The organism is Lolliginicoccus suaedae (assembly GCF_008312885.1).
Lineage (GTDB): Bacteria > Actinomycetota > Actinomycetes > Mycobacteriales > Mycobacteriaceae > Lolliginicoccus > Lolliginicoccus suaedae.
Genome location: NZ_VSSO01000001.1, coordinates 1,034,337 through 1,055,503 on the forward strand (window position 1 = coordinate 1,034,337; position 21,167 = coordinate 1,055,503).

At 69.0% G+C, this 21,167-nt stretch carries 21 protein-coding genes; 10 read left to right on the forward strand and 11 right to left on the reverse strand.

The annotated features are described in order from the left end of the window. Positions 1 to 186 precede the first annotated feature (186 nt). From FXO18_RS04765 to FXO18_RS04775, 3 genes are all read left to right on the forward strand, one after another. Positions 187 to 726, forward strand: coding sequence for a DUF3000 domain-containing protein (locus FXO18_RS04765; RefSeq protein ID WP_235900444.1), 540 nt, complete (start codon positions 187 to 189; stop codon positions 724 to 726). Between the two features lie 75 nt (positions 727 to 801). Beyond that, a complete protein-coding gene (locus FXO18_RS04770) occupies positions 802 to 2,079 on the forward strand; it encodes an HRDC domain-containing protein (RefSeq protein WP_149359867.1) in 1,278 nt (425 codons plus the stop codon). Next, on the forward strand, positions 2,076 to 2,372 hold the full coding sequence (locus FXO18_RS04775) for a hypothetical protein (RefSeq protein ID WP_149359868.1): 297 nt from the start codon (positions 2,076 to 2,078) through the stop codon (positions 2,370 to 2,372). Before FXO18_RS04770 ends, FXO18_RS04775 begins: the two co-directional genes overlap by 4 nt. 23 nt (positions 2,373 to 2,395) lie before the next feature. Here the strand turns inward: FXO18_RS04775 and dxs are convergent, their stop codons facing one another. The 3 genes from dxs to FXO18_RS04790 all read right to left on the reverse strand — a co-directional run bounded on the left by dxs (position 2,396) and on the right by FXO18_RS04790 (position 6,500). After that, entirely contained in the window at positions 2,396 to 4,393 is a 1,998-nt protein-coding gene (dxs, locus tag FXO18_RS04780; RefSeq protein ID WP_149359869.1) for a 1-deoxy-D-xylulose-5-phosphate synthase, read from the reverse strand. Positions 4,394 to 4,482: 89 nt separating this feature from the next. Further along, on the reverse strand, positions 4,483 to 5,865 hold the full coding sequence (locus tag FXO18_RS04785) for a class I SAM-dependent RNA methyltransferase (RefSeq protein WP_149359870.1): 1,383 nt from the start codon (positions 5,863 to 5,865) through the stop codon (positions 4,483 to 4,485). After that, positions 5,862 to 6,500, reverse strand: a complete 639-nt coding sequence (locus FXO18_RS04790; RefSeq protein ID WP_407936436.1) for a DUF3159 domain-containing protein — start codon at positions 6,498 to 6,500, stop codon at positions 5,862 to 5,864. Before FXO18_RS04790 ends, FXO18_RS04785 begins: the two co-directional genes overlap by 4 nt. A 136-nt stretch (positions 6,501 to 6,636) precedes the next feature. Here FXO18_RS04790 and FXO18_RS04795 point away from each other — a divergent pair, with 136 nt between their 5' ends. Then, entirely contained in the window at positions 6,637 to 6,945 is a 309-nt protein-coding gene (locus tag FXO18_RS04795; protein ID WP_149359872.1) for a hypothetical protein, read from the forward strand. Here the strand turns inward: FXO18_RS04795 and FXO18_RS04800 are convergent. Continuing rightward, entirely contained in the window at positions 6,942 to 7,280 is a 339-nt protein-coding gene (locus FXO18_RS04800; protein ID WP_235900445.1) for a DUF4333 domain-containing protein, read from the reverse strand. The two genes, FXO18_RS04795 and FXO18_RS04800, sit on opposite strands and share 4 nt — an antisense overlap. 210 nt (positions 7,281 to 7,490) lie before the next feature. Continuing rightward, entirely contained in the window at positions 7,491 to 9,293 is a 1,803-nt protein-coding gene (locus FXO18_RS04805; protein ID WP_187774174.1) for a penicillin-binding transpeptidase domain-containing protein, read from the reverse strand. A gap of 153 nt (positions 9,294 to 9,446) precedes the next feature. Between FXO18_RS04805 and FXO18_RS04810 the strand changes: the two genes are divergently transcribed. After that, positions 9,447 to 11,663, forward strand: coding sequence for an MMPL family transporter (locus tag FXO18_RS04810; RefSeq protein WP_149359873.1), 2,217 nt, complete (start codon positions 9,447 to 9,449; stop codon positions 11,661 to 11,663). Positions 11,664 to 11,720: 57 nt separating this feature from the next. Continuing rightward, entirely contained in the window at positions 11,721 to 12,413 is a 693-nt protein-coding gene (locus tag FXO18_RS04815; protein ID WP_149359874.1) for an alpha/beta hydrolase, read from the forward strand. A 279-nt stretch (positions 12,414 to 12,692) separates the two neighbouring features. Here the strand turns inward: FXO18_RS04815 and FXO18_RS04820 are convergent, their stop codons facing one another. The 4 genes from FXO18_RS04820 to dut form a co-directional block, all read right to left on the reverse strand. Then, a complete protein-coding gene (locus FXO18_RS04820) occupies positions 12,693 to 13,160 on the reverse strand; it encodes a DUF2752 domain-containing protein (protein ID WP_149359875.1) in 468 nt (155 codons plus the stop codon). Between the two features lie 62 nt (positions 13,161 to 13,222). Further along, positions 13,223 to 13,723: a CD225/dispanin family protein gene (locus FXO18_RS04825; RefSeq protein WP_149359876.1), complete on the reverse strand. Its 501-nt coding sequence runs from the start codon at positions 13,721 to 13,723 to the stop codon at positions 13,223 to 13,225. 213 nt (positions 13,724 to 13,936) lie between these two features. Beyond that, positions 13,937 to 14,677 (reverse strand): DUF3710 domain-containing protein, encoded by a 741-nt coding sequence (locus FXO18_RS04830; RefSeq protein ID WP_149359877.1) that lies wholly within the window; start codon positions 14,675 to 14,677, stop codon positions 13,937 to 13,939. A gap of 114 nt (positions 14,678 to 14,791) precedes the next feature. After that, positions 14,792 to 15,247, reverse strand: coding sequence for a dUTP diphosphatase (gene dut / locus FXO18_RS04835; protein WP_187774197.1), 456 nt, complete (start codon positions 15,245 to 15,247; stop codon positions 14,792 to 14,794). Between the two features lie 61 nt (positions 15,248 to 15,308). Here dut and FXO18_RS04840 point away from each other — a divergent pair, with 61 nt between their 5' ends. Then, on the forward strand, positions 15,309 to 15,863 hold the full coding sequence (locus FXO18_RS04840; RefSeq protein WP_149359878.1) for a DUF3093 domain-containing protein: 555 nt from the start codon (positions 15,309 to 15,311) through the stop codon (positions 15,861 to 15,863). Positions 15,864 to 15,969: 106 nt separating this feature from the next. Here FXO18_RS04840 and FXO18_RS04845 read toward each other — a convergent pair whose 3' ends face one another. Then, positions 15,970 to 16,269 carry a DUF4193 domain-containing protein gene (locus tag FXO18_RS04845; protein WP_149359879.1) on the reverse strand — a complete coding sequence of 100 codons (300 nt, stop codon included), beginning with the start codon at positions 16,267 to 16,269 and terminating at the stop codon, positions 15,970 to 15,972. Between the two features lie 436 nt (positions 16,270 to 16,705). Here FXO18_RS04845 and cei point away from each other — a divergent pair, with 436 nt between their 5' ends. Continuing rightward, positions 16,706 to 17,353 carry an envelope integrity protein Cei gene (gene cei, locus FXO18_RS04850; RefSeq protein WP_149359880.1) on the forward strand — a complete coding sequence of 216 codons (648 nt, stop codon included), beginning with the start codon at positions 16,706 to 16,708 and terminating at the stop codon, positions 17,351 to 17,353. 177 nt (positions 17,354 to 17,530) lie between these two features. Here the strand turns inward: cei and FXO18_RS04855 are convergent, their stop codons facing one another. Next, positions 17,531 to 18,415 (reverse strand): inositol monophosphatase family protein, encoded by an 885-nt coding sequence (locus FXO18_RS04855; protein ID WP_149359881.1) that lies wholly within the window; start codon positions 18,413 to 18,415, stop codon positions 17,531 to 17,533. A gap of 104 nt (positions 18,416 to 18,519) precedes the next feature. On the opposite strand from FXO18_RS04855, the gene ppgK reads away from it, so the two are divergent. Continuing rightward, positions 18,520 to 19,350 (forward strand): polyphosphate--glucose phosphotransferase, encoded by an 831-nt coding sequence (ppgK, locus tag FXO18_RS04860; RefSeq protein WP_149359882.1) that lies wholly within the window; start codon positions 18,520 to 18,522, stop codon positions 19,348 to 19,350. 160 nt (positions 19,351 to 19,510) lie between these two features. Further along, on the forward strand, positions 19,511 to 21,151 hold the full coding sequence (locus FXO18_RS04865; RefSeq protein WP_149359883.1) for an RNA polymerase sigma factor: 1,641 nt from the start codon (positions 19,511 to 19,513) through the stop codon (positions 21,149 to 21,151). The last annotated feature ends 16 nt before the right edge of the window (positions 21,152 to 21,167 follow it).

Genomic DNA, 21,167 nt, shown 5'->3' on the forward strand with positions numbered 1-21,167 from the left:
CATGATCGTCGGGACGTGGCGCGGATCATGCTTCACTGGCATTCATCTCAGCACAGAACGGTTTCAGACCGTCACGACTAACGGCGCGCCTCCGTGTCGGGCCGGCGTGTCACCGATACCGTCCGACTCGTGACGACTCAAGGGGCACCAAGCGAACCGGAACCGTTCCGCACTGCGGTCGAATCCATGACGAGCGCAGTCGTGCGCCCGGAGATCAAGCTGGGTCCCATCCGGCCTCCCCAGCGGCTCGCGCCGTACAGCTACGCGCTCGGCGCGGAGATCAAGCACTCGGGCAGCGAGCCCGTCGGCGAGTACTCCGATGGCGATGCGTTCGGCCGTCTCATCCTGCTCTATGACCCCCAGGGCGACGAGGCGTGGCAGGGCACGCTCCGCCTCGTCGCGTACATCCAGGCCGATGTGGATGCCACCCTCGCCGAGGATTCCCTGCTGCCCGAGGTGGCGTGGAGCTGGCTCCACGACGCTCTCGAGGGCCGCACCGCCGAGTATGTGGCGCTTGGCGGCACGATCACCGCCACCACGTCGGTCCGGTTCGGCGAGATCGCCGGCCCGCCCAAGGCCCACCAGCTCGAGATGCGGGCCTCCTGGACCTCGCGCACGCTGATGATCAAGTCCCAGGTCGAGGCGTTCTGCGAAGTGCTCGAGTACGCGGCCGGGCTGCCGCCGGCCGGTATCACCTCCATCGGCAATCGCTTTCCGCAGTCGTGAGCCTGGTAGTCGTGGCGCCGGCCCTGGCCGAGCATCCCGTCCGTGCCGCGCGGTGATCGCGTAGCCTTGCCATCCATGGGCGCATCACCGGGCGAGAATCCACCCGAATCAGACACATCGCCACCCGTCCCCCTGCTCGCGCCCCGCGACGGGGCACCCACCCTGGTCGCCAACCCGGATGAGCTCGCCGCAGCGGTCGAAGCGCTCGCCGCCGGGAGCGGACCACTCGCGGTCGATGCCGAGCGCGCCTCGTCGTACCGCTACTCCGCCCGCGCCTACCTCGTGCAGCTGCGCCGCGCGGGCTCCGGAACCATCCTCATCGACCCGATCGGCCTCGAAGGCGAGTTCGACGAGCTCGCAAGGGTCATCAATCCGCTCGAGTGGATCCTCCACGCCGCCGACCAGGACCTCCCCGGCCTCGCCGAGCTCGGCCTGCGCCCAGCGCGCCTGTTCGACACCGAGCTCGCGAGCAGGCTCGCCGGGTTCGAGCGGGTCGGGCTCGCCGCCGTCACCGAGCGGCTCCTCGGCCTCAGCCTCGCCAAGGGCCACGGCTCCGACGACTGGTCCCGCCGTCCCCTGCCCGCGCCCTGGCTCAACTACGCCGCGCTCGACGTCGAGATCCTCATCGAACTGCGCGAGATCCTCGGCAATGAGCTCGCCGAGCAGGGCAAGGCAGGCTGGGCCGCGCAAGAGTTCGAGCATGTGCGGACCCGCGAGCCCGCGCCGCCCAATCCGCAGCGGTGGCGGCGCACCACCAATATCCACACGGTGCGGGATCGCAGGGGCCTTGCCATCGTGCGCGAGCTGTGGCTGCAGCGCGACCGGATCGCCGCTGGCGCCGACATCGCACCCAAGCGGCTGCTTCCCGATACAGCACTGGTCGCCGCCGCGAACGAGCAGCCCGCAACGGTCGGGGAGCTCCTCGGGCTCCGCAGCTTCAACGGGCCGCGGCAGCGCCGCCGCGCCGCCGCCTGGTTCGCCGCTGTGCAGCGCGCCCGGGAGATCCCGGCCAGCGACCTGCCGCCCACTCGTCTGCCCGGTGATACCAATGGGCGGGGTGGCACCCCGCGCCCCCGCACTGGCACCGATGCCGGGCAGCGATACACCGCGATGCGGGAGGCACTCACCACGATCAGCACCACCCACGCGGTGCCGGTGGAGAACCTCGCGCCCGCCGATCTAGTGCGGCAGCTCGCGTTCGAGCCCCCCGAACCGCTCGATGTCGCTAATGTCCGAAGCGCGCTGCTCGCGGGCAGCGCACGGCAATGGCAGGCAGAGCTCGTGGCCGAGCCCATCGAGAAAGCACTCCAGGCGGCAGTGCCGCCGGAGGACAAGGAAGCAGGAAACCCGTGAAACGCCCCCAGGTCGCCCGCGCGATAGCCGCATGCTGCGCCGCATTGTTCGCTCTAGGCCCCGTAGCGGCCTGCTCCGGCGGGATCCTCGGCAACCGCGGTGGCGACACCACCTGTGCTGATTTCCTCAACCAGGACGAGGAAGCTCAGCGCGACACCGTCCGCGCCTACCTCGAGGAGCGTGCGGGCGAGGAGCCGATGAACCTCGAGATCAGCGGCACGCGCGTTGTTATCATCGGATTCTGCACGACCTTCGGCCGGGATGACGATCCGATCCGATCGATCGAGGGCTAGCCCGCCACCTGCAACGGCTAGTCTCAGGCGCCGGGCGCGCCGGACGCCTTCGCGTTGACCTCGCGGACCGCTGCGGGTCGCGCATCATCGGCATAGCCATTGCGCAGGGCGATCGTGTCCTCGCGCGCGATCCAACCGGTGACCTGCCGCGCGATGTCCTGGGCCGCGAGGCCCAGCTCGGCGAGGATCTCGCTGCGCGACGCATGGTCGAGGAAGCGCTGCGGCACTCCGATCTCGCGGAACCTCGTATCCACCTCGGCGGCACGCAGGGCGGCAGCGAGAGCGGCTCCCGCTCCCCCATGCACCCCGGAATCCTCCAGCGACACCACGAGCTTGTGCACGGTCGCGAGCCGCACGATGCTCCCCGGCACGGGCAGCACCCAGCGTGGATCCACCACCGTAGCGCTGATGCCCTGGCCGCGGAGCAGCGCCACGGCCTCCAGCGCGAGCGTGGCGAACGGCCCGACCGCCACGATCAGCACATCCGCGGGCACGCCCGGGGAGCCGTGCAGCACATCGACGCCATCGCGAAGCCGCTCCAGCGCGGGGATGGCATCGCCCACCGGGCCCTTGGGGAAGCGCAGCGCGGTCGGCCCGTCATCGATGAGCAACGCCTCGCCCAGCTCCTCCCGCAGCGTCGCGGCATCTCGCGGGGCCGCGACACGCATGCCGGGAACGATGCCGAGCAGCGACAAGTCCCACATGCCGTTGTGGCTGGCCCCATCGGAACCGGTGATGCCCGCCCGGTCCAGGACGAGCGTCACCGATTGCCCGAGCAGCGCCACATCCATCAGCAGCTGGTCGAAAGCCCGGTTGAGGAACGTCGAGTACACCGCCACCACTGGATGCATGCCGCCCAGCGCCAGCCCGGCGGCCGAGGTGACGGCATGCTGCTCGGCGATGCCAACATCGAACATGCGATCGGGGTAGCACTTGCCGAACGCCGCGAGGCCCGTCGGTCCCGCCATCGCCGCCGTGATCGCCACGATGTCCTCGCGCTCCCGGGCCCGCTGGATCAGCTCATCGGAGAACACGGAAGTCCAGTCCACGATCGGCTTGCTCATGGCGGTGCCCGTCAACGGATCCATCACCCCGGTGGCGTGCATCTGGTCCGCCTCGTGCGTCTCCGCTGGCCGGTAGCCACGCCCCTTGCCCGTCACCGCATGCACGATGACCGGGCCGCCGAAGTCCTTGGCGAGGCGCAGCGATGCCTCCATCGCATGCAGGTCGTGGCCATCGACCGGACCCAGGTACTTCACGCCAAGGTCGGAGAACATCGTCTGGGGGCTCACCGCGTCCTTGATGCCCGCCTTCATGCCGTGCAGCATCGCGTAGGCCGTATCGCCGACGAGCGGGATCCCCTTGATCGCCTTGCGGCTGCTCTCAAGGACTTTCTCGTAGCCGGAATGCAGGCGCAGCGCCGCGAGATGCTCGGCGAGCCCGCCGATCGTCGGGGCGTAGGAGCGGCCGTTGTCATTGACGATGATGACGACAGGGCGATCGGCGCTCGCGATATTGTTCAGCGCTTCCCAGCACATCCCGCCGGTGAGGGCACCATCGCCGACGACGGCGACGACATGCCGGTCTCGCTGCCCGGAAAGCTCGAACGCCTTCGACAACCCATCGGCGTACGAGAGCGCCGCCGAGGCATGCGAGGACTCCACCCAGTCATGCTCGCTCTCAGCGCGGCACGGGTATCCCGAGAGGCCACCTCGCTTGCGCAGGGTGTCGAACTGGTCGGCCCGCCCCGTGACGATCTTGTGCACATACGCCTGGTGGCCCGTATCGAACAGGATCGCGTCATGCGGGGAGTCGAAGACCCGATGCATCGCCAGCGTCAGCTCGACCACACCGAGATTCGGCCCGAGGTGACCCCCGGTCGCCGCAACTTTGCGCACCAGGAACTCCCGGATCTCGCGGGACAGGACCACGAGCTGGCCCGGGGTGAGGTCCCGCAGATCACTGGGTGTTCGCACACGATCGAGAAGCCCCAACGAGACACTCCATTCGTCTTGTGGCATCCGCTTTCCGGGGCCGCCCTCGCGGCCACGGTTCCCCCTAGTCTACGGATTCCACCCCGCTGTTCCATTCGATAGCCGGGATTGCCGCGTCAGCGCTGCAGCAGCGCCACGCATTCCATGTGGTGGGTCAGCGGGAACGCATCGAGCACACGCAGGTCGGCAAGGCCATAGCCCTGCTCGGCATACAACGCGCAATCCCTCGCGAACGCCGCCGGATCGCAACCGATGTGGATGATCCGATCCGGCCCGGCAGCCGCCACGCTCTCGATCACCTCGCGCCCAGCCCCCGCCCGGGGCGGATCCAGCACCACGACGCTGGGACGATCGGAGCTGGGAGCTTCCGCGAGAACCGGGAGGGCACGCACGGTGGGCATCGCGTGGAAACGGACCTGGGGCAACCCCGAGAGCGCCCGCTCCCCCGCTGCGACGGCACGAGCGTCGGCCTCCACGGCCTCCACGCGCCCGCTAGCGCCAACCTGCGCCGCGAGGACATGCGCGAACACGCCCGCCCCGCTGTAGAGATCCCACGCGGTATCACCAGGGCCTGCCGTGCTCCACTCCCGCACCACGGCGCTGTATCGCTCGGGGGCATGGCGGTGCGCCTGCCAGAACCCTGTGGCAGGCACCTCCCACGCGGTATCGCCCACCATCTGGGCCGTATCCCCGGAGCCCTCGAGGATCCGCACCTCGCTGCGGTGGGCCGCCCGGGCACGCCGCGATGCGGCACGCTGCCGGGAGCCACCCTGGGCCACGCTCGCCCGGCCCCGCGCATCCGGGGCGGTGACCGTCTCCACGATATGGCGCTGGCCCGACGAGTCCGCGACGACCAGCAGCTCGCACCCTGGCCGCCACCCGCGGTCGCCGATCCCGTCGAGAAGCCCGGCCATCGCTTGCGGGCACCGCAGGTCCGCGATGACCTCGCTGCCCCGGTAGCGGCGGTAGCCGGCGTTGCCGTCCCGGTCCACGGCGAGCCGCACCCGCGTGCGCCAGCCGGTGAGCTCCGGCTCGCCCTCGTCGTGCAGCGATTCCACCTGCACCACGCGCTCGATATGGGCGATGCGGCGCAACTGGCCCTCGACCACCCGCGCCTTCCAGTCACGCTGCGCGACGGCATCCATGTGGGAGAGGTCGCAGCAGCCTGCTCCATCGGTCGGCCCGGAATCGAGATGGTTGCCCGTCGCGACAGGGCAGAGTGGCTCCACCCGGTGCTCCGATGGCTCCAGCACCTCGGTGACCGCGGCGAAGCAGTATCCGCCACCCCGGTCCTCCGTCACCCGGGCCAGCACGCGCTCGCCCGGTATCCCCTGGCGGACAAACACGACGCGACCCTCGTGCCGCGCCACGCAGAACCCGCCATGCGCGGGATCGCCAAGCACTAGGTCCAGCTCGCGTCCCACCCAGCCAGGGTCACGCGGCTCCCGTCGCTGGTCGTGGTCGCGGCCCTGGCCGCCCGGCCCGGATCGGCGCGTCATGTTTCCGTCCTCTGCTCATCTTCTAGGGATGCTTCCTGCTCGAGGGCGCGATCCGCGCGCCGCACAGCAAGCACCGTCACCACGAAAGCCAGGGCCGCGAGGGGCCACCCCATCGACAGCCGCGCGATTGCTAGCCAGCCTGTCTGGTCCGTGTCATACAAGTGTGCCTGCACGAGATAGCGGGCCGCGAACACCAGCACCCAGGCTCCGGTCGCGAGGTCGTAGTACCGCCGCGCGACCCTGCTGCGCCGCCATTCCGGGCCCTTCTCGCTGAGGAAGCTCCAGATCACTCCCACCAGCGGCCACCGCAGCAGCAGCGACAGCGCGAACACCGAGCCATACGCCAGGTTGGTGTAGATGCCGAAGAGGAAGAACCCCCGGGCCTCGCCCGTGCGGTGGGCGATGAACGCCGCGATACCCACGCCGATGAATCCCGAGATCGCCGGCTGGACCTGGTCCCGGCGCGCCAGGCGCCAAGCCAGCACCGCCGCGGCCGCCGCGAGCGCCACCCAGAGCGCGATCGTGAGGCTCGCGATGGTGTTCACCACGATGAACACCACGATCGGTACCGTCGACTGGACGAGTCCGCTCGCGCCGCCGAGTTGCTCCATGCGCGATTGGCGCTGCTCTTCCATCACCCTAGAAGGGTGCCATAGATGCCTCGCGCGTCCTATCCGCCGCAGGTCGGGCGCAGCGATGTTTGCCCGGCTCGCCGTGTGGGCATCCTGTTATCCGAGATTCCGATGACCACCGACAAGAACGGGGAAGAACATGGCCCTCAAGCTCAATAGCCGCGTACGCGCCCTCCTCATCGCCGGCGCGGCGGCGCCAGTACTGGCGATCGCGGGCTGCGCGAGCAATTCCGGCGGCGACACCACCTGCGCCGAGTTCGTCGAGCAATCAGCGGAGGAGCAGCGAGAGACGATCTCGACCTACATCCAGGAGCAGACCGGCAACGACGCCGAGCCCGCAGCGATCGCCGAGAACGCCGCGATGGCAGCCATCAACGGCCTGTGCGCGGTCGAGGGCAACGATGACACCCCGATCCGTGAGGCAGACCTGAACCCCAGCACGAACTAGCGGGGCTGCTGCTCGACCTCGAAATCGAACAGCACGTCGTCGCCGTTGACCTCGGTGACCTCGACCCGCACGTCGTAGACGTCACCGTCATCGGTGAGCGTGCACGTCAGCGTCGCGCCAACCTCCGCATCAAGGTCATCCGGGCATTCCACCAGTTCCGGCGCACGACCGACCTGCGCGGCCAGCTCCGCGCTGATCTGGCTGGCCACTTCTTCCTGGTCAACGACATTGCCGCCGATGCTCACGCTGCCCGAGCAGCCAGCAAGAGCGCCGAGCGCCATGAGCGGTGCGAGTCCAGCGGCGACACGGATGGTCATTGCACGCGATCGAATCATGACGTTTCCTCCGATTCGGGCAGTTAGCTACGCCCAGTCTTGCACGCGGCGCCCCGCGACGCGCCCCCAACAATGGTGCCCAGAATTGGCTTGAGGCCCCCGAGGGAGTGTGATCAACCTCGGGGGCCTCGCGCTGTTAACTGTACAGCCTTATCGTTAACCTGTTGGACATCGGGGGGAGCCGTGTCGCTAGGCCGTGTCGCGCACGGTCTATGGCCCTGGCGGAACAGCCCGGAGGAACGTGCCGGACATCGCCACCGCGGGCGCCGAGGAGTCCGCGCCCACGATCAGGGTGGCAAGCGCGACGTCATCGCTCAATCCAACGAACCATCCATTCGCCGGCGCGCCCGCGACCTCGGCGGTTCCCGTCTTGCCCCCGAGACCCGGTATGCCCGAGAGCGCCGTTGCCGTTCCGCTGCGCACCGTCTCGCGCATCATGTCGCGGATAGCCTCGGCCACCGATGCTGGCAAGCCTGGCGGGTCACTATCGCCGGTGGTGGCCTCGCCCTCGATCAGGGTGGGCAGCACCATCTCGCCGTCATTGCCGAGCGATGCGACGGCGAGAGCCATGCCGAACGGGCTCGCGAGCACCTCGCCCTGCCCGATGGCGGCCTCCACGCGGGCCGGGCCGCTCTCGGTGACAGGAACACTGCCGGTGATGGTGGTCAGGCCCGGGATCTCGAGATCAACACCGAGGCCCAGCGAACGGGCTGCGCTGGTGAGCGCATCGGGAGCAAGCTCGACGGCGAGCATCGCCTGGGTGGTGTTGCAGGACCGCGCGAAGGCGGTGCGCAGGGGAACCGGTCCAAGGTCGAACTCGTCGTCGTTGGGAATGGTCCGGCCCGCGATGGTAGCGACCCCGGGGCACGGCAGGACCTCGTCGGGACTGGTGATGCCCGCGGCGAGGGCGGCCGAGGTCGTCACGATCTTGAACGTCGAGCCCGGTGCGTACAGGCCAGTGAGCGCGACCGGCCCCTCGGCGCTCGCCGACTGGTTCTGCGCGACGGCAAGCACTTCGCCCGTTCCGGGCTCGAGCGCGACGATCATCGCGGGCAAGCCACTGCTGTCCACCGCGGCCTGGGCGGCCTGCTGCATGCCGAGATCGAGCGTGGTGGCGATCTCGGGCACCTCGGCGGGCTCCTCCCCGGCCACCGCGATGGATTCGCCAGGATTGTCGACAGTGACGGACCACCCGCTGCTGCGCTCGAGGATCTGCCGCCACGCCTCGGGAAGCTGCTGGTAGGCCGGGGAAGCCATGTCGCTACGAGCAGTCAGTAGTCGCCCCTGGTCCGCGAGCCCCACTCCGTCGATCGCAGCGAGCGCGTCCCGGATCGGAGCGACGTCGTCCTCCCGCAGCGTCACCACGACATAGTTGCCACCAGCTTCCGCGAGATCCGCGGCGAGCGCGCCAGCCGTGATCGACGGCACCACGGGATTGACCAGCGCGGCCACTTCGGATGCAACGCGCTCGATCCCTGCGGCCCGCGCGGCATCGACGTCGATGGAGACGGCCGTGACTGGCTGCCACACCATCACCGGTTCACCGGAACGATCCACGATCGGGGTGTCGAGGTCGAGCACATCGGCGTATAGCAGCCGTCCCCCCGGCTCGAGGCGGGCGTCGAGCACGGTAGGCGACCAATCAATGCGCGGACCCGCAGGAGTATCGACCACCGTGGCCTCGCCCTGAGTAGTGACGATGCGACCCTCCCCGAGGTTCCACGAGGTGATGAGCGAACCGGAATCCTCCCCCACCTCGATGCTCGCCCCCACCGACTCGGCGCTCATTCCATCGAGGCTGGCGCGCAGCATGCTCTCTGCGGCCGCCGGGTCCGTGGTCAGAGCGGCTGCTGCGGCAGCATCCCCCGTCGCGAGCGACTGGGCGAACGATCCGAGCGTCTCGGCCGTCTCATCGGTGAACAATCCACACGACGCCACGAGCATCGCGGTCGCAGCGATCAACGACACCAGGGGCGCCCGCCGCAGTTGTGCCTTCCTCGGCTGTACTGGCATGGATCAATAGCAGCACGCCGCAGCGCCGCTGTCGACCTCGATCACCATGCAGCACGGACTTCCGGTAGCGTCTCACAGCGTTGAGCGCCCGCACGCACGTGCAAGTACGGCCACGGGGCCTGGCCCGATGCGCAGAGAGAACCGGAGGACACGTTGCTCGCACGCTGGGGCTCCATCCTGGTCCGCAGGCGATGGCTCATCGCCATCACGACCACCATCGCGGTCCTCGCCGGCGGGATCTGGGGCATCGGCGTGTTCGCCAAGCTCTCCCAGGGCGGCTACGAGCCCGACGGCAGCGAATCAGTGCGCGTCGCGATGATGCTCGGGCAGACGAATCTCGTCGATCATGCCGACCTCGTGCTCGTCTACACCACTCCATCGCCCCGCGGCATCAACGATCCACGCCTGGCGAGACGCATCAACGACACCCTCGACGCCCTCCCCGCCGAGAACGTGCGGGGCGTCGCGTCCTACTGGTCGGTGCAGCGCGAGCAGCAGCAAGCACTCACCGCGATGATGCGCGCGCAGGTCACCGGGCAGCCCCAGCCAGTGGATCCCGCCGAGCGCGAGGCGGCCGCCGATGCTCTCGCCGCCTTCTCCGACGCCGACCAGCAGAGCGGCGCCGCCACCATCAAGCTCACCGGTGATTCCGTGGAGGAGTTGTTCGAGAACTACGCAGCCATCCGGGACGACCTCCCCGTGGAAGGCGCGGAGCTGAGCGTCGGCGGGATGGTAGCGATGGGCGAGGCCATGAACGCCCGCGCGCAGAAGGACCTCGCCATCGCCGAGGGAATAGCCATTCCCCTCACGCTGATCCTGCTCGTCATCGTCTTCGGCGGCCTCGCCGCCGCCTCCCTGCCCGTCCTCACCGGTGGCCTCGCCATCCTCGGCTCCATGGGCATCCTGCGCGTGATCTCCTTCAGCACCGAGATCAGCGCCTTCGCCCTCAACATGTCCATCCTGCTCGGGCTCGGCATGGCCATCGACTACAGCCTGTTCCTCGTCTCCCGGTTCCGCGAGGAGATCTCGCGCGGCCGGGACATCCCCACAGCCGTCCGCGCCACCGTCGCCACCGCCGGAACGACCGTCCTGTTCTCCGGATCGCTGCTCATCCTCGCGCTCGCCGGAATGCTGCTGTTCCCGCAACCATTCATCCGGTCGCTCGCGCTCGGCGGCATGGCCTCCGTGGCCATCGCCATGCTCCTCGCCCTCACCGTCATCCCCGCGGCCATGGCCATCCTCGGCACCCGGATCGCCAGCCACCGCCTCCGGCGCACCACCAACCACGGCGCGAGCGCGAGCTACGAGCGACTCGCCCGATGGGTCATGCGCCGTCCCCGCACTATTGCAGCGCCCATCCTGATCGTGCTCATCATCGCCAGCATCCCCGCGCTCGCGATCGACTTCGGCGAGTTCAGCGCCCGCTCACTGCCGCAGAACGAGCCCTCCCGCATCGCCACCGAGATGCTCGTCGAGGAGTTCCCCACCCTCACCGCGAGCAACGCCTACGTGCTCGTCCGGTCCACTAGTGCCAGCGAGCCTCCCCCTGCCGACCAGACCGACCGAGTGGCCGAAAGCCTCGGGCAGCTCGACAGCATCGCCACCATCCGCTCCCCCGGCAGCCAGGACAACTACACCGTGCTCGTGGCAAGCCTCGCGGAACCACCAGGCAGCGAGGCCGCCCAGCAGGCCATCCGCGAGATCCGCGGCATCACCCCACCGAATGGCGTCGAGATCCTGGTCGGGGGCTCCGATGCCCAGGCCGCGGACTCCGTCGACGCCACGCGTGCCACGCTGCCCATCATGCTGCTCGTCATCGCCGGCGCCGCGCTCGTCATCCTCTTCCTCGCGTTCGGCTCGCTCGCGCTGCCCGTCAAGGCCGTGCTGATGAGCCTGCTCAGCCTCGGCGCATCCCTCGGCATCGTCGTCACGATCTTCCAGTTCGGCTACGGCGCGGATCTCCTCGGCGTCACCCCCGCTCCGCTCGATGTCGGAGTCACCGTCATCATCATCGCCGTGCTCTTCGGCCTCTCCACCGACTACGAGGTGTTCCTCGTCTCGCGCATCGCCGAGGCCCGCCGCCGGGGCGCGAGCACCGAGGATGCCATCGCCACTGGCGTCGCCCACACCGGGCGCATCATTACCACCGCCGCGCTCCTGCTCATCCTGGTGATCGGCGCGTTCGGCATCTCCAGCATCCCCATGATGCGCATCCTCGCCGTCGGCATGGTCACGGCCCTCGTGCTCGACGCCACCGTCATCCGGCTGCTGCTCGTGCCCGCGATCATGAAACTGATGGGCGAATCGAGCTGGTGGCTGCCCCGGCCCGCGCGCGCCATCCACCAGCGCTTCGCGATCACCGACCACTAGGCCCAAGCACCGACTACTAGGCCCAAGCACCAGGCGAGAAGGAACAGGGGGACGACCATGCGGATCGCGGCTCTGCTGCCAGGGACCGGATCGCGCGCCGCGTTCGTGGAGCGCGCGTTCGCCGAACCCCTCGCGGCCGCAGGAATCACCCTCATCGCCATCGAGCCCGACCCCACCAACCTCATCGAGTCCGCGCTCGCCGAGCTCGACGCCATCGCAGCGACCAGCTCGCCCATGCTGGTCGGCGGAATCTCGCTCGGCGCTGCCCTGGGAACCACCTGGGCCGCGCGCAACCCCGGCCGCGCGGCAGGCATCCTCGCGGCCCTGCCCGCCTGGCTCGGCCGCTCAGAGGGCGCGCCAGCCTCGCTCAGCGCCACGCTCACCGCGAACACCCTCGACCAGGACGGCCTCCAAGCAACGATCGCCAGCATGCGCGCCTCGAGCCCGGACTGGCTCGCCGACGAGCTCGAGGCATCGTGGACGCAGCTGTGGCCCGGGCTGCCCGGCTCGCTGCGCGCAGCCGCGGCCTTCGCCGACCTCGACGCCCATCTGCTCGCCAGCGTCGAGTGCCCCGTGGGCATCGCAGCAGCCATCGACGATCCGATCCATCCCCACTCGGCCGCGATCGAATGGAGCCAGCACCTCCGACGCTGCCGGATCGAGACATTCCCCCTCGCCCGGATCGGCGAGGACCCAGCCGTGCTCGGCACGGCCACGCTCGCCGCGCTCGCCGCTGTCGACGGGGGCTAGCTCGCGGAATGCCGGGCCGGGGGGTGCCTCGGCGAGGTCGGCAGGCAGTGCCGCAGCGAGGTCGGCGCGCGGGCGCTCGAGGTGGCAAAAGCACCTGAAATTGCCAAACGCGATAGAAAGCGAGCTGGTTGTCCAGCATTTTCTATCGCGTTTGCGGCTGCGCTGACGTTGGCCCGGCTGAGTTGACGTTGCCCTGGCTGCCCTGACGGTGACCTGGACACGGACGGTGGCCTGGCCGTGCCGACAAGCCGCGGCCGCGCAAGCGCGTCCCAGCCAGCTCTAGACGCGCAGCGACACGAACGGCTCGATCGGGATATTGCGGATGATGAACCACGCCAGAACCACCGCGAGGACAATCAGCGGAGCCCACCTCAGGTGCTGCCAGCTACGCACGAACCGTCCACGCAGTAGCCCCACCGTCCATGCACCGTAGCTCCACAGCACGAGCACGAGAGCCGCGACACCCACCGCGTTGTACGCGAAGGCACTGCCGAGATCCCCGCGGATCAGCGAGTACACCATGCGCGTGGAACCGCACCCTGGGCAGTTCACCCCGAACAGCATCTTGCTCGGGCATTCCGGGATGATGCCGCCAGGAGTAGTCGGATCCGCCCAGTTGATCGCGACGCATCCCGCGGTCACCGCGAGAGCCACGCCAGCAGGGGCGGCCAGCGCGCGGGCGGTGTCCAGCACACTGGCCCGTGGCTGCCCCGAGACAGGGCCGGAACCGCGCGCAGGAGGTTGCATGGCATCGCCCGCGTCCGCTGCGGCACGCGGAGCGCCGCTCGATCCCTGTCGCGAAGGCATGCTCAGTACGTCGAGTAGCCCGCTGATGCGGACGCCGCGAACAGGAACACGAACATGAGGACATAGAACGCGACGATCAGCGCGTAGAACACACCGCCGACGATCGCGCCGATCTTGGCCCACTTCCTCGCCTCGGCTGCCGCCTCGTGCGCCGCCGCGTACTGGCCGAGCGCCCAGAGGTTATTGACGTTCGATGCCTTCACGATGGATACGATTCCCAGAGGCAGGCAGCACAGCACCGTCACCAGGATGCCCCAGACCAGGCCATTGTCCGGCGGAGCTCCATAGTTGCCCGAACCACCGGGGGCCTGGCCATACTGCGGCTGCCCGTACTGGGACTGGCCGTACTGCGGCTGGCCATATGGTGACTGACCGTACGGGGGCTGGCTCTGCCCGTAGGCGGCATCCCCAGTGTGCCCGCTGGGATAGCCATACGGATCCTGGCTCGTGGCACCATTGGCATCGTCGCCCGGGTAGCCAGGATTGGTGGATTCGTTGCTCATCGTTCCCCCTGATGATCACGGGCGACACCACGGCTACAGGACTGCTCCAGGCAGCCATCGCGCGCCCCTGCGATCGTGACGACGTCCCCTCCAGGCGTCGCCACGAGATTTCCCAGGAACAATAGCGGATCGCTCACATCCGGCGATAGCACTTATGCGATGGCCCACACCGGGGGCTCTACGCGTAACATCCTGGTACGCCCAGGGCACCTCTCATGCTTGAGCCTGGCCAGGAGTCCCGGCCTCTCCGCCCGGCTGCGCCTGATCGGCATCCGTGGCCTTGCGCTTGGCGGCATGGGCCGCCTGCTGCTGCTGCATGGCGATGAGCTGCTGGTGCAGCGCCTTCGGCAGCGTGATCGGCAGAGGCGTGCGCACCGGCAACGGGGCATCACCACGGGTGACCACTGTTCCGCGCAGCACCTCGCGCGCGAGTCCCGCGAGATCGCCATCGCTCGCACCCGTACCAGCCGGGCCCGCGGCCACCAGCCGGATCATCCAGCGGGGACCGTCCACCCCGATGAAGCGGATGTCAGCCTTCTCGGTCCGAGCGATGACCTCAGCACCCCACGGCCCTTGCTCCGTCTCGATGGTGGCGCCGTCGGTGGCGAGGGATGCGGCAAGCTCGTCACTGACCGTCAGCCACTGCCCCGAGGAACGCGGCGCGGCGTACGCGACAACGGTGATGCGGCCGTGCTGCGTGGCAAGGTGCACGCCCTGCACTTCGCCGCCCTGCCCCATCTCGACCTGCACCTGTCCGCCAGCGGGTATCGGCAAGGAGACCGAGCCAAGGTTCAGGCGCTTCGGATCATCCGCTGCGACGTCCTTCTCCGACACATCGAATGGTCCGTCGGACCGGTCCGATTGCTGGTCGGCGAGGTTCGGAGCGGCCGCCTCGGCAGCACCGGCCGACTCATCGCTTGCATCGGAGTTCTTGCTGCGGCGTAGAAAGCCCACGTGAAGTCCCTTCCTGGGATCGCCAATCCTGCCCAGGGCCCAGCCCTGGGAACGTGCTCCTGGGGAGACGGGGCGAAAACGGTCGCCGCGCCCGCGCTCGCCATGCCTGCCAGCCTACGCGGGCGCATCCAGGCTCGCGTGGCCACCGCTGGAACCATAGCCGCCCGCGCCGCGGGTGGTGTCATCGAGCGATTCGACCTCAGCGAACCCGGCGAGCTCGACACGCTGGACGAGCAGCTGCGCGATGCGGTCACCACGCCGGACGTGGATGGGTTCCCGCGGATCGAGATTGATCAAGCACACCTTGATCTCCCCGCGGTACCCAGCGTCGACGGTTCCGGGGGTGTTGACTATCGACAGCCCGGTGCGCGCCGCGAGGCCCGAGCGGGGGTGGATCAGCCCGACGGTGCCGACTGGCAGCGCCACGGCGATCCCGGTGCCCACGAGAGCTCGCTCACCAGGCTCGATGACAATGTCCACGGTGGAGCAGAGATCCGCGCCGGCGTCACCGTGGTGCGCCCGGGCCGGGACCGGGATTCCTGGGTCGAGGCGGCGCAACGGAATGACGATATCCGTGCGGTTGCCTGCTGGGGTTTCGATGTCCACGACCGGCGAGACTACCCTGTGAAGCGTGCCGAGCAATGAATCCCCGGGACGCGAGTCCCACGCGTCACACGAGCCCCCAGCGAAACACGATCGGGACGCACCGCTACCGCGCGCCGGAACCTATCAGGAGCATCTGTGGGTGCCTTGGTGGTGGTGGCCGCTCGGCCTCGCCGCCGCGGCACTCGTCGCCATGCAGTTCGCCATGGGTATCCGCAGCTTGCCCGCCGTGCTGCCGTTCATCCTTCTCGCGCCCGTTCCACTGTGGCTGCTGTGGCGGATGTCCCGCACGGAGATCGCGGTAGCCCCGGGCCCCGATGGCCAGGCCATGCTGCATGCGGGCAAGGCGCGCCTGCCGGTCTCGGTGATCGATCGCGTCGCCGCGATCCCTCCATCGGCGAAGCAGGCCGCGATGGGCCGCCAGCTCGACCCGACGGCATACGTGGTGCACCGGCCATGGATCGGTGCGCTAGTCCTCGTGGTGCTGGATGATCCCGAGGACCCGACGCCGTACTGGCTCGTCAGTACCCGGAACCCGGACGCGCTCGTCGCTGCACTGCAGGATCATCGCTCTCCCGCGTGAGCAGCTGCACAGGCGGTCACGCATGGTCGCGCAGGGCAACACCATGCGGGCCCCATCGGCAGCTACCCCGCCACGCGCGTCCATGAAGGCCGCGACCTGCCAGGGCTCAGATGCAATCCTGGCAGATCAGCTCGCCGTTCTCGGTGCTCGCGAGGCGGCTCCGGTGGAAAACCAGGAAGCAGCTCGAGCAGGTGAACTCGTCGGCCTGCTTCGGTACGACCCGGACCGAGAGCTCCTCACCGGAGAGATCGGCTCCGGGCAGCTCGAATGATTCCGCTGTGTCCGCATCATCGATGTCGACCACTGCGGACTGTGCTTCGCCACGGCGCGACGTCAGCTCGTCCAGCGAGCCGTCGGACAGTTCGTCCGCGTCGCTGCGCCGCGGCGCGTCGTAATCAGTAGGCATCTTTCACATCCCCTATCCGGTTGCGCTGTTTCCAGACGCTGGTGCCCGCACCCCGTGCAACACATGAGCACGACCACGCATTTCCGCAACGCATACCCTGCGCTGCTCCCGCGACGAGCGTGCCGTCGCAATGATCGGGCACAGAGTACGCGCGTGGTGGAAGAACGCAACATCCGGGCGATTTATGCCCGGACCGCGCCCCACCACGTGTGATCCACGCCTCGTCCGCGCGCCGCACGACAAGTGTTGGCCGCCAGACAATAGCCGACAACCCGCCGGATTGCCGAGAAATTCCACGACATGCGCGCGATCGGCAGCGGAAGTCGCCACGAGCCGGCCCCAGCACGGCCCCTGCGAGCGAATGCGCGGCTACACTCGCGATGCCAGCACTCGGTGCCGGCACACCAGGTCGGCTGCGGAAAGGAACCCAAGCACCGTGGTCTCACAGATCACCGAAGCCCACTCCACCGACCCCAATGGCAGGCCGTACAAGCATCGACGTCGCATTCCCGCGCTCATCGTGCTGATCCTGCTGGTCGGGGCCGTTGCCGTGGTATGGACCAGGGCCGTCTCGCTAGAGGAGCCGCCGGTCAACGCGATCGATTGCCCAGCCCCGCCCCCGGGCGCGCCGGAGCTCGGCGAGGCCTTCTCGCGCAACGAGCTCGCCCAGGTGCCGCCCGCTCCCCTGCGCCTCACGCAGGTCCGGGTGTACAACGCCAACGGCGAGGTCGGGCAGGCGTCGGCAGTGGCGGCACAGCTCAGCGAGCTCGGCTACCAGCCTGCCGCCGACGTGCAGGCGGGCAACGATCCGATATACACCGATCAGAACATGCAATGCCACGGCCAGATCCGATTCGGACCGGAGGGCCGCGCCGCGGCGAGCGCGCTGTGGCTCGCGGCGCCCTGTGTGGAGCTCATCGAGGATGCCCGGCCGGATTCGACCGTGGATCTTGCTCTCGGCACCTACTTCGGTGACATCTCGCCCACTCCCGAGGGCGAGGCCGTGATCGATCTGCTGCGCTCGGGCGACGGCGGCGGCCCCACCACTGATCTCGTGGAGAAGGCCCGCGCGGCCCTGTGCTAGTGGCGCTGCGCTGGTGGCGCTGCGCTGGTGGCTAGGTTTCCTGGGCGCGCGGGTTTCCATGCGCGGTGAGCACGATTGTGCGAATAACGACAGCAAATGCTTGATGCGCTGTCGTTTTTCGCACAGTCACGCCCGCCCCCATCGCCGGGCACACTCACGCCCGCCCCCCAGCGCCACCTAGAGCGCCCGCAGCGCCCCCGCCTCGCCGAGCAGCCCCTGGAACGCTTCGGCGACACCCGGCGCGGCTCCGATGGTGACGATGCCGTCGCTGCCGGATGAATCCGCGGGTGGAGTCACGAGCACCGCGCCCGCCTCCTCCGCGATGAGGCTTGCGGCTGCCCAGTCCCAGGGGTGCAATCCATGCTCGTAGTAGGCGTCGACACGCCCGGCCGCGAGCAAGCAGAGATCGATCGCGGCCGACCCGATGCGACGGATGTCCCGAACCTCCGGCAGCAGGTGCGCCACGATGCTGCCTTGCTCGGCGCGCCGGGCCGGATCGTAGCCGAAGCCGGTGGCCACGAGGGCGTGGCCCAGATTGGTCTCGGTGGTGCAGCGCAGGCGCTCGGGCTTGCCGCCCGGACCGTGCTGCCAGGCCCCGTGACCGCGCGCGGCGGAATAGATGCGTCGCCCGGGCACGTCAGCGACCGCGCCGGCGATGCTGGTGCCGTCGAGCTGCGCGGCGATCGACACGGCATAGGCGTCGATGCCGTAGAGGAAGTTGACGGTGCCGTCGATCGGGTCGATGACCCACCGGATGCCGGTGGTGGATGCGGCGCCGCCGCCCTCCTCGCCGAGGATGCTGTCCCCGGGGCGAAGCGTGGCGAGCCTGGTCCGGATGAGCTCCTCGGATTCCTGGTCAACGATCGTGACGGGATCGGTGGCGGTGGACTTGGTGCTGACGGCACCGTCGCGGGCCTGGCCCTCGATGACCTCGGCGCGGCGCTGGCGCACCAGCTCGGCAGCCTCGGCGGCTAGTTGCTCGGCGATGGCGCGCAGGGCTTCCGGATCGCTCGCTGATGACGCATGGGCTTGGTGGCTGCTGTTTTCCGGCACGCGGACCATCGTGCTGCATCGCGCGGGTCGGCGCCAACGGGGCAACGGCCCCGATACAGTGATCGTCTGGAATGTTCCGCCCCTCTTGCCGTCCGCACACCGGGAGCCAGACCATGAACGATCATGCTCGCCAATCCGCGCCTGCCTCCGGGTCCGCAGGCCGTTCGGGGATCGCGCCGTCGGTCGGGCCAGGCCAAGGCATCGGGCTCGGTGTGGATGTCGGAGGGAGCGGCGTGAAGGGCGCGCTAGTGGATCTCGCCACCGGGGAGCTGGCATCGGATCGGCACCGGATCGACACGCCGCAGCCGGCAACGCCGGAGGCAGTCGCGGGAACGATCGCAGAGATCGTGGAGGGCTTCGGCTGGGATGGGCCCGTCGGGGTCGCGCTGCCCTCGGTGGTCAAGGATGGCGTGACGCTCACCGCAGCGAACATCGATGCGCGCTGGATCGGCCTGGATGCCCGCTCGGTGCTCGGGGCGGCGCTCGGCGGTCGCGCGGTCACCTTGCTCAATGACGCGGATGCCGCGGGGCTCGCCGAGCAGCAGCTCGGGGCCGGGCGCGACGCGCGGGGCCTGGTGATGATGCTGACGTTTGGCACGGGGATCGGTTCGGCGCTGCTCTACAACGGCGTTCTCGTCCCCAACACCGAGCTCGGGCATCTCGAGGTGGGCGGCGCCGAGGCCGAGCATCGCGCAGCAGCCTCGGTCCGCGAGCGCAGCGGCATGTCGTGGGAGGAGTGGTCGGTGGAGGTCACAGCGGTGCTGCGGACATTCGAGGCGCTCTTTGCCCCTGATCTTTTCATCGTGGGTGGCGGCGTGAGCAAGAAGGCGCACAAGTGGTTGCCGCTGGTCGAGGTCGCTACGCCCATCGTTCCCGCGGAGCTGCGGAACACCGCTGGCATCGTCGGCGCGGCCCTCGCAGCACGCCAGGATTCTGTGCTCTAGGCGTGGCGAATCGCCATCGCGCGCCGTTCCACCTGATGGAATCGTTACAATGGAACGCGTCTCGCTTTCGCGGGCTCATTCACATGGACTTTTCGCCAGCCAGATCCCGCTGAGGATCGCCTGGCTTGCCGCCGCACGACGAAGTCACGAAAGGGCGTACGTGGCATCTACTGAAACCCCAAGTTCTGCCGATTCCGCATCTGGTTCCGGCACGGCACCCGCATCGGCGCCGAAGCGCACCGCAGCCCGGAAGGCCCCGGCCAAGAAGGCCCCGGCCAAGGCTGTCAAGCGCACGGCGGCGAAGAAGGCCGCGCCCGGAGCCGCCGCTGATGCGAACACGATCGCTGCGGACGCGCCCGTGCTGCCAGCGGAGGATACTGCCCAGCCAGCGGCCAGCGATGCTGGCTCGACCATGCCATCGAAGCCGGCGGGACGTGCTCCCGCGGCGCGCAAGGCCACGCCTCGCAAGGCCGCCGCGACTGCTTCCAGCGACACGGCTGCTGCCGCCGAGGAGAGCGCGAGCACGGAGGACGCCGCTCCTGCCCGCAAGACGGCCGCGCGCAAGTCGCCAGCGAAGAAGGCCGCCACCAAGCGAGCACCAGCCAAGAAGGCCGCTGCCAAGGCTGCCCCAGCAAAGGCCGGGGCTGCCCCGGATGCCGCGGAAACCGGCGACGATGCCGCTATCGAGACCGAGCCCACCGACGACATGATCGCCGAGCCTGACCTGGCGGACGTCGACGAGCCCGCCGCCCCGAAGCGGCGCGCGACGAAGCGGACCGCGGAGAAGGAGGAGAAGTCCACCGAGACTGATTCGGACTTCGTGTGGGACGAGGAGGAGTCCGAGGCCCTGCGGCAGGCCCGCAAGGATGCCGAGCTGACGGCGTCCGCGGATTCGGTGCGCGCCTACCTCAAGCAGATCGGCAAGGTCGCCCTGCTCAACGCGGAGGAGGAGGTCGAGCTCGCCAAGCGCATCGAGGCTGGCCTGTTCGCCGCGGAGAAGCTGCGGCGGGCCGCGGAGGCGGGCGAGCGCACGAGCCCGCAGGCGCGGCAGAACCTCAGCTGGGTGACGCGTGACGGCAACCGGGCGAAGAACCACCTGCTCGAGGCGAACCTTCGACTCGTGGTGTCGCTGGCCAAGCGCTACACCGGCCGCGGCATGGCTTTCCTGGATCTCATCCAGGAGGGCAACCTGGGCTTGATCCGCGCGGTGGAGAAGTTCGACTACACCAAGGGCTACAAGTTCTCGACGTATGCGACGTGGTGGATCCGCCAGGCCATCACCAGGGCGATGGCGGACCAGGCCCGGACCATCCGTATCCCCGTGCATATGGTGGAGGTCATCAACAAGCTCGGTCGCATACAGCGCGAGCTGCTGCAGGATCTCGGCCGGGAGCCCACGCCGGAGGAGCTTGCCCGGGAGATGGACATCTCGCCGGAGAAGGTGCTGGAGATCCAGCAGTACGCGCGCGAGCCGATCTCCCTCGATCAGACGATCGGTGACGAGGGCGATAGCCAGCTTGGTGATTTCATCGAGGACAGCGAGGCCGTGGTAGCGGTCGATGCGGTGAGCTTCACCTTGCTCCAGGATCAGCTGCAGTCCGTGCTCGAGACGCTTTCCGAGCGTGAGGCGGGGGTGGTGCGGCTGCGCTTCGGCCTCACCGATGGCCAGCCCCGCACGCTCGATGAGATCGGACAGGTGTATGGGGTGACGCGCGAGCGGATCCGCCAGATCGAGTCGAAGACGATGTCGAAGCTGCGCCATCCGAGCCGCAGCCAGGTACTGCGCGACTACCTGGACTGACCATCCGGCCAACGAG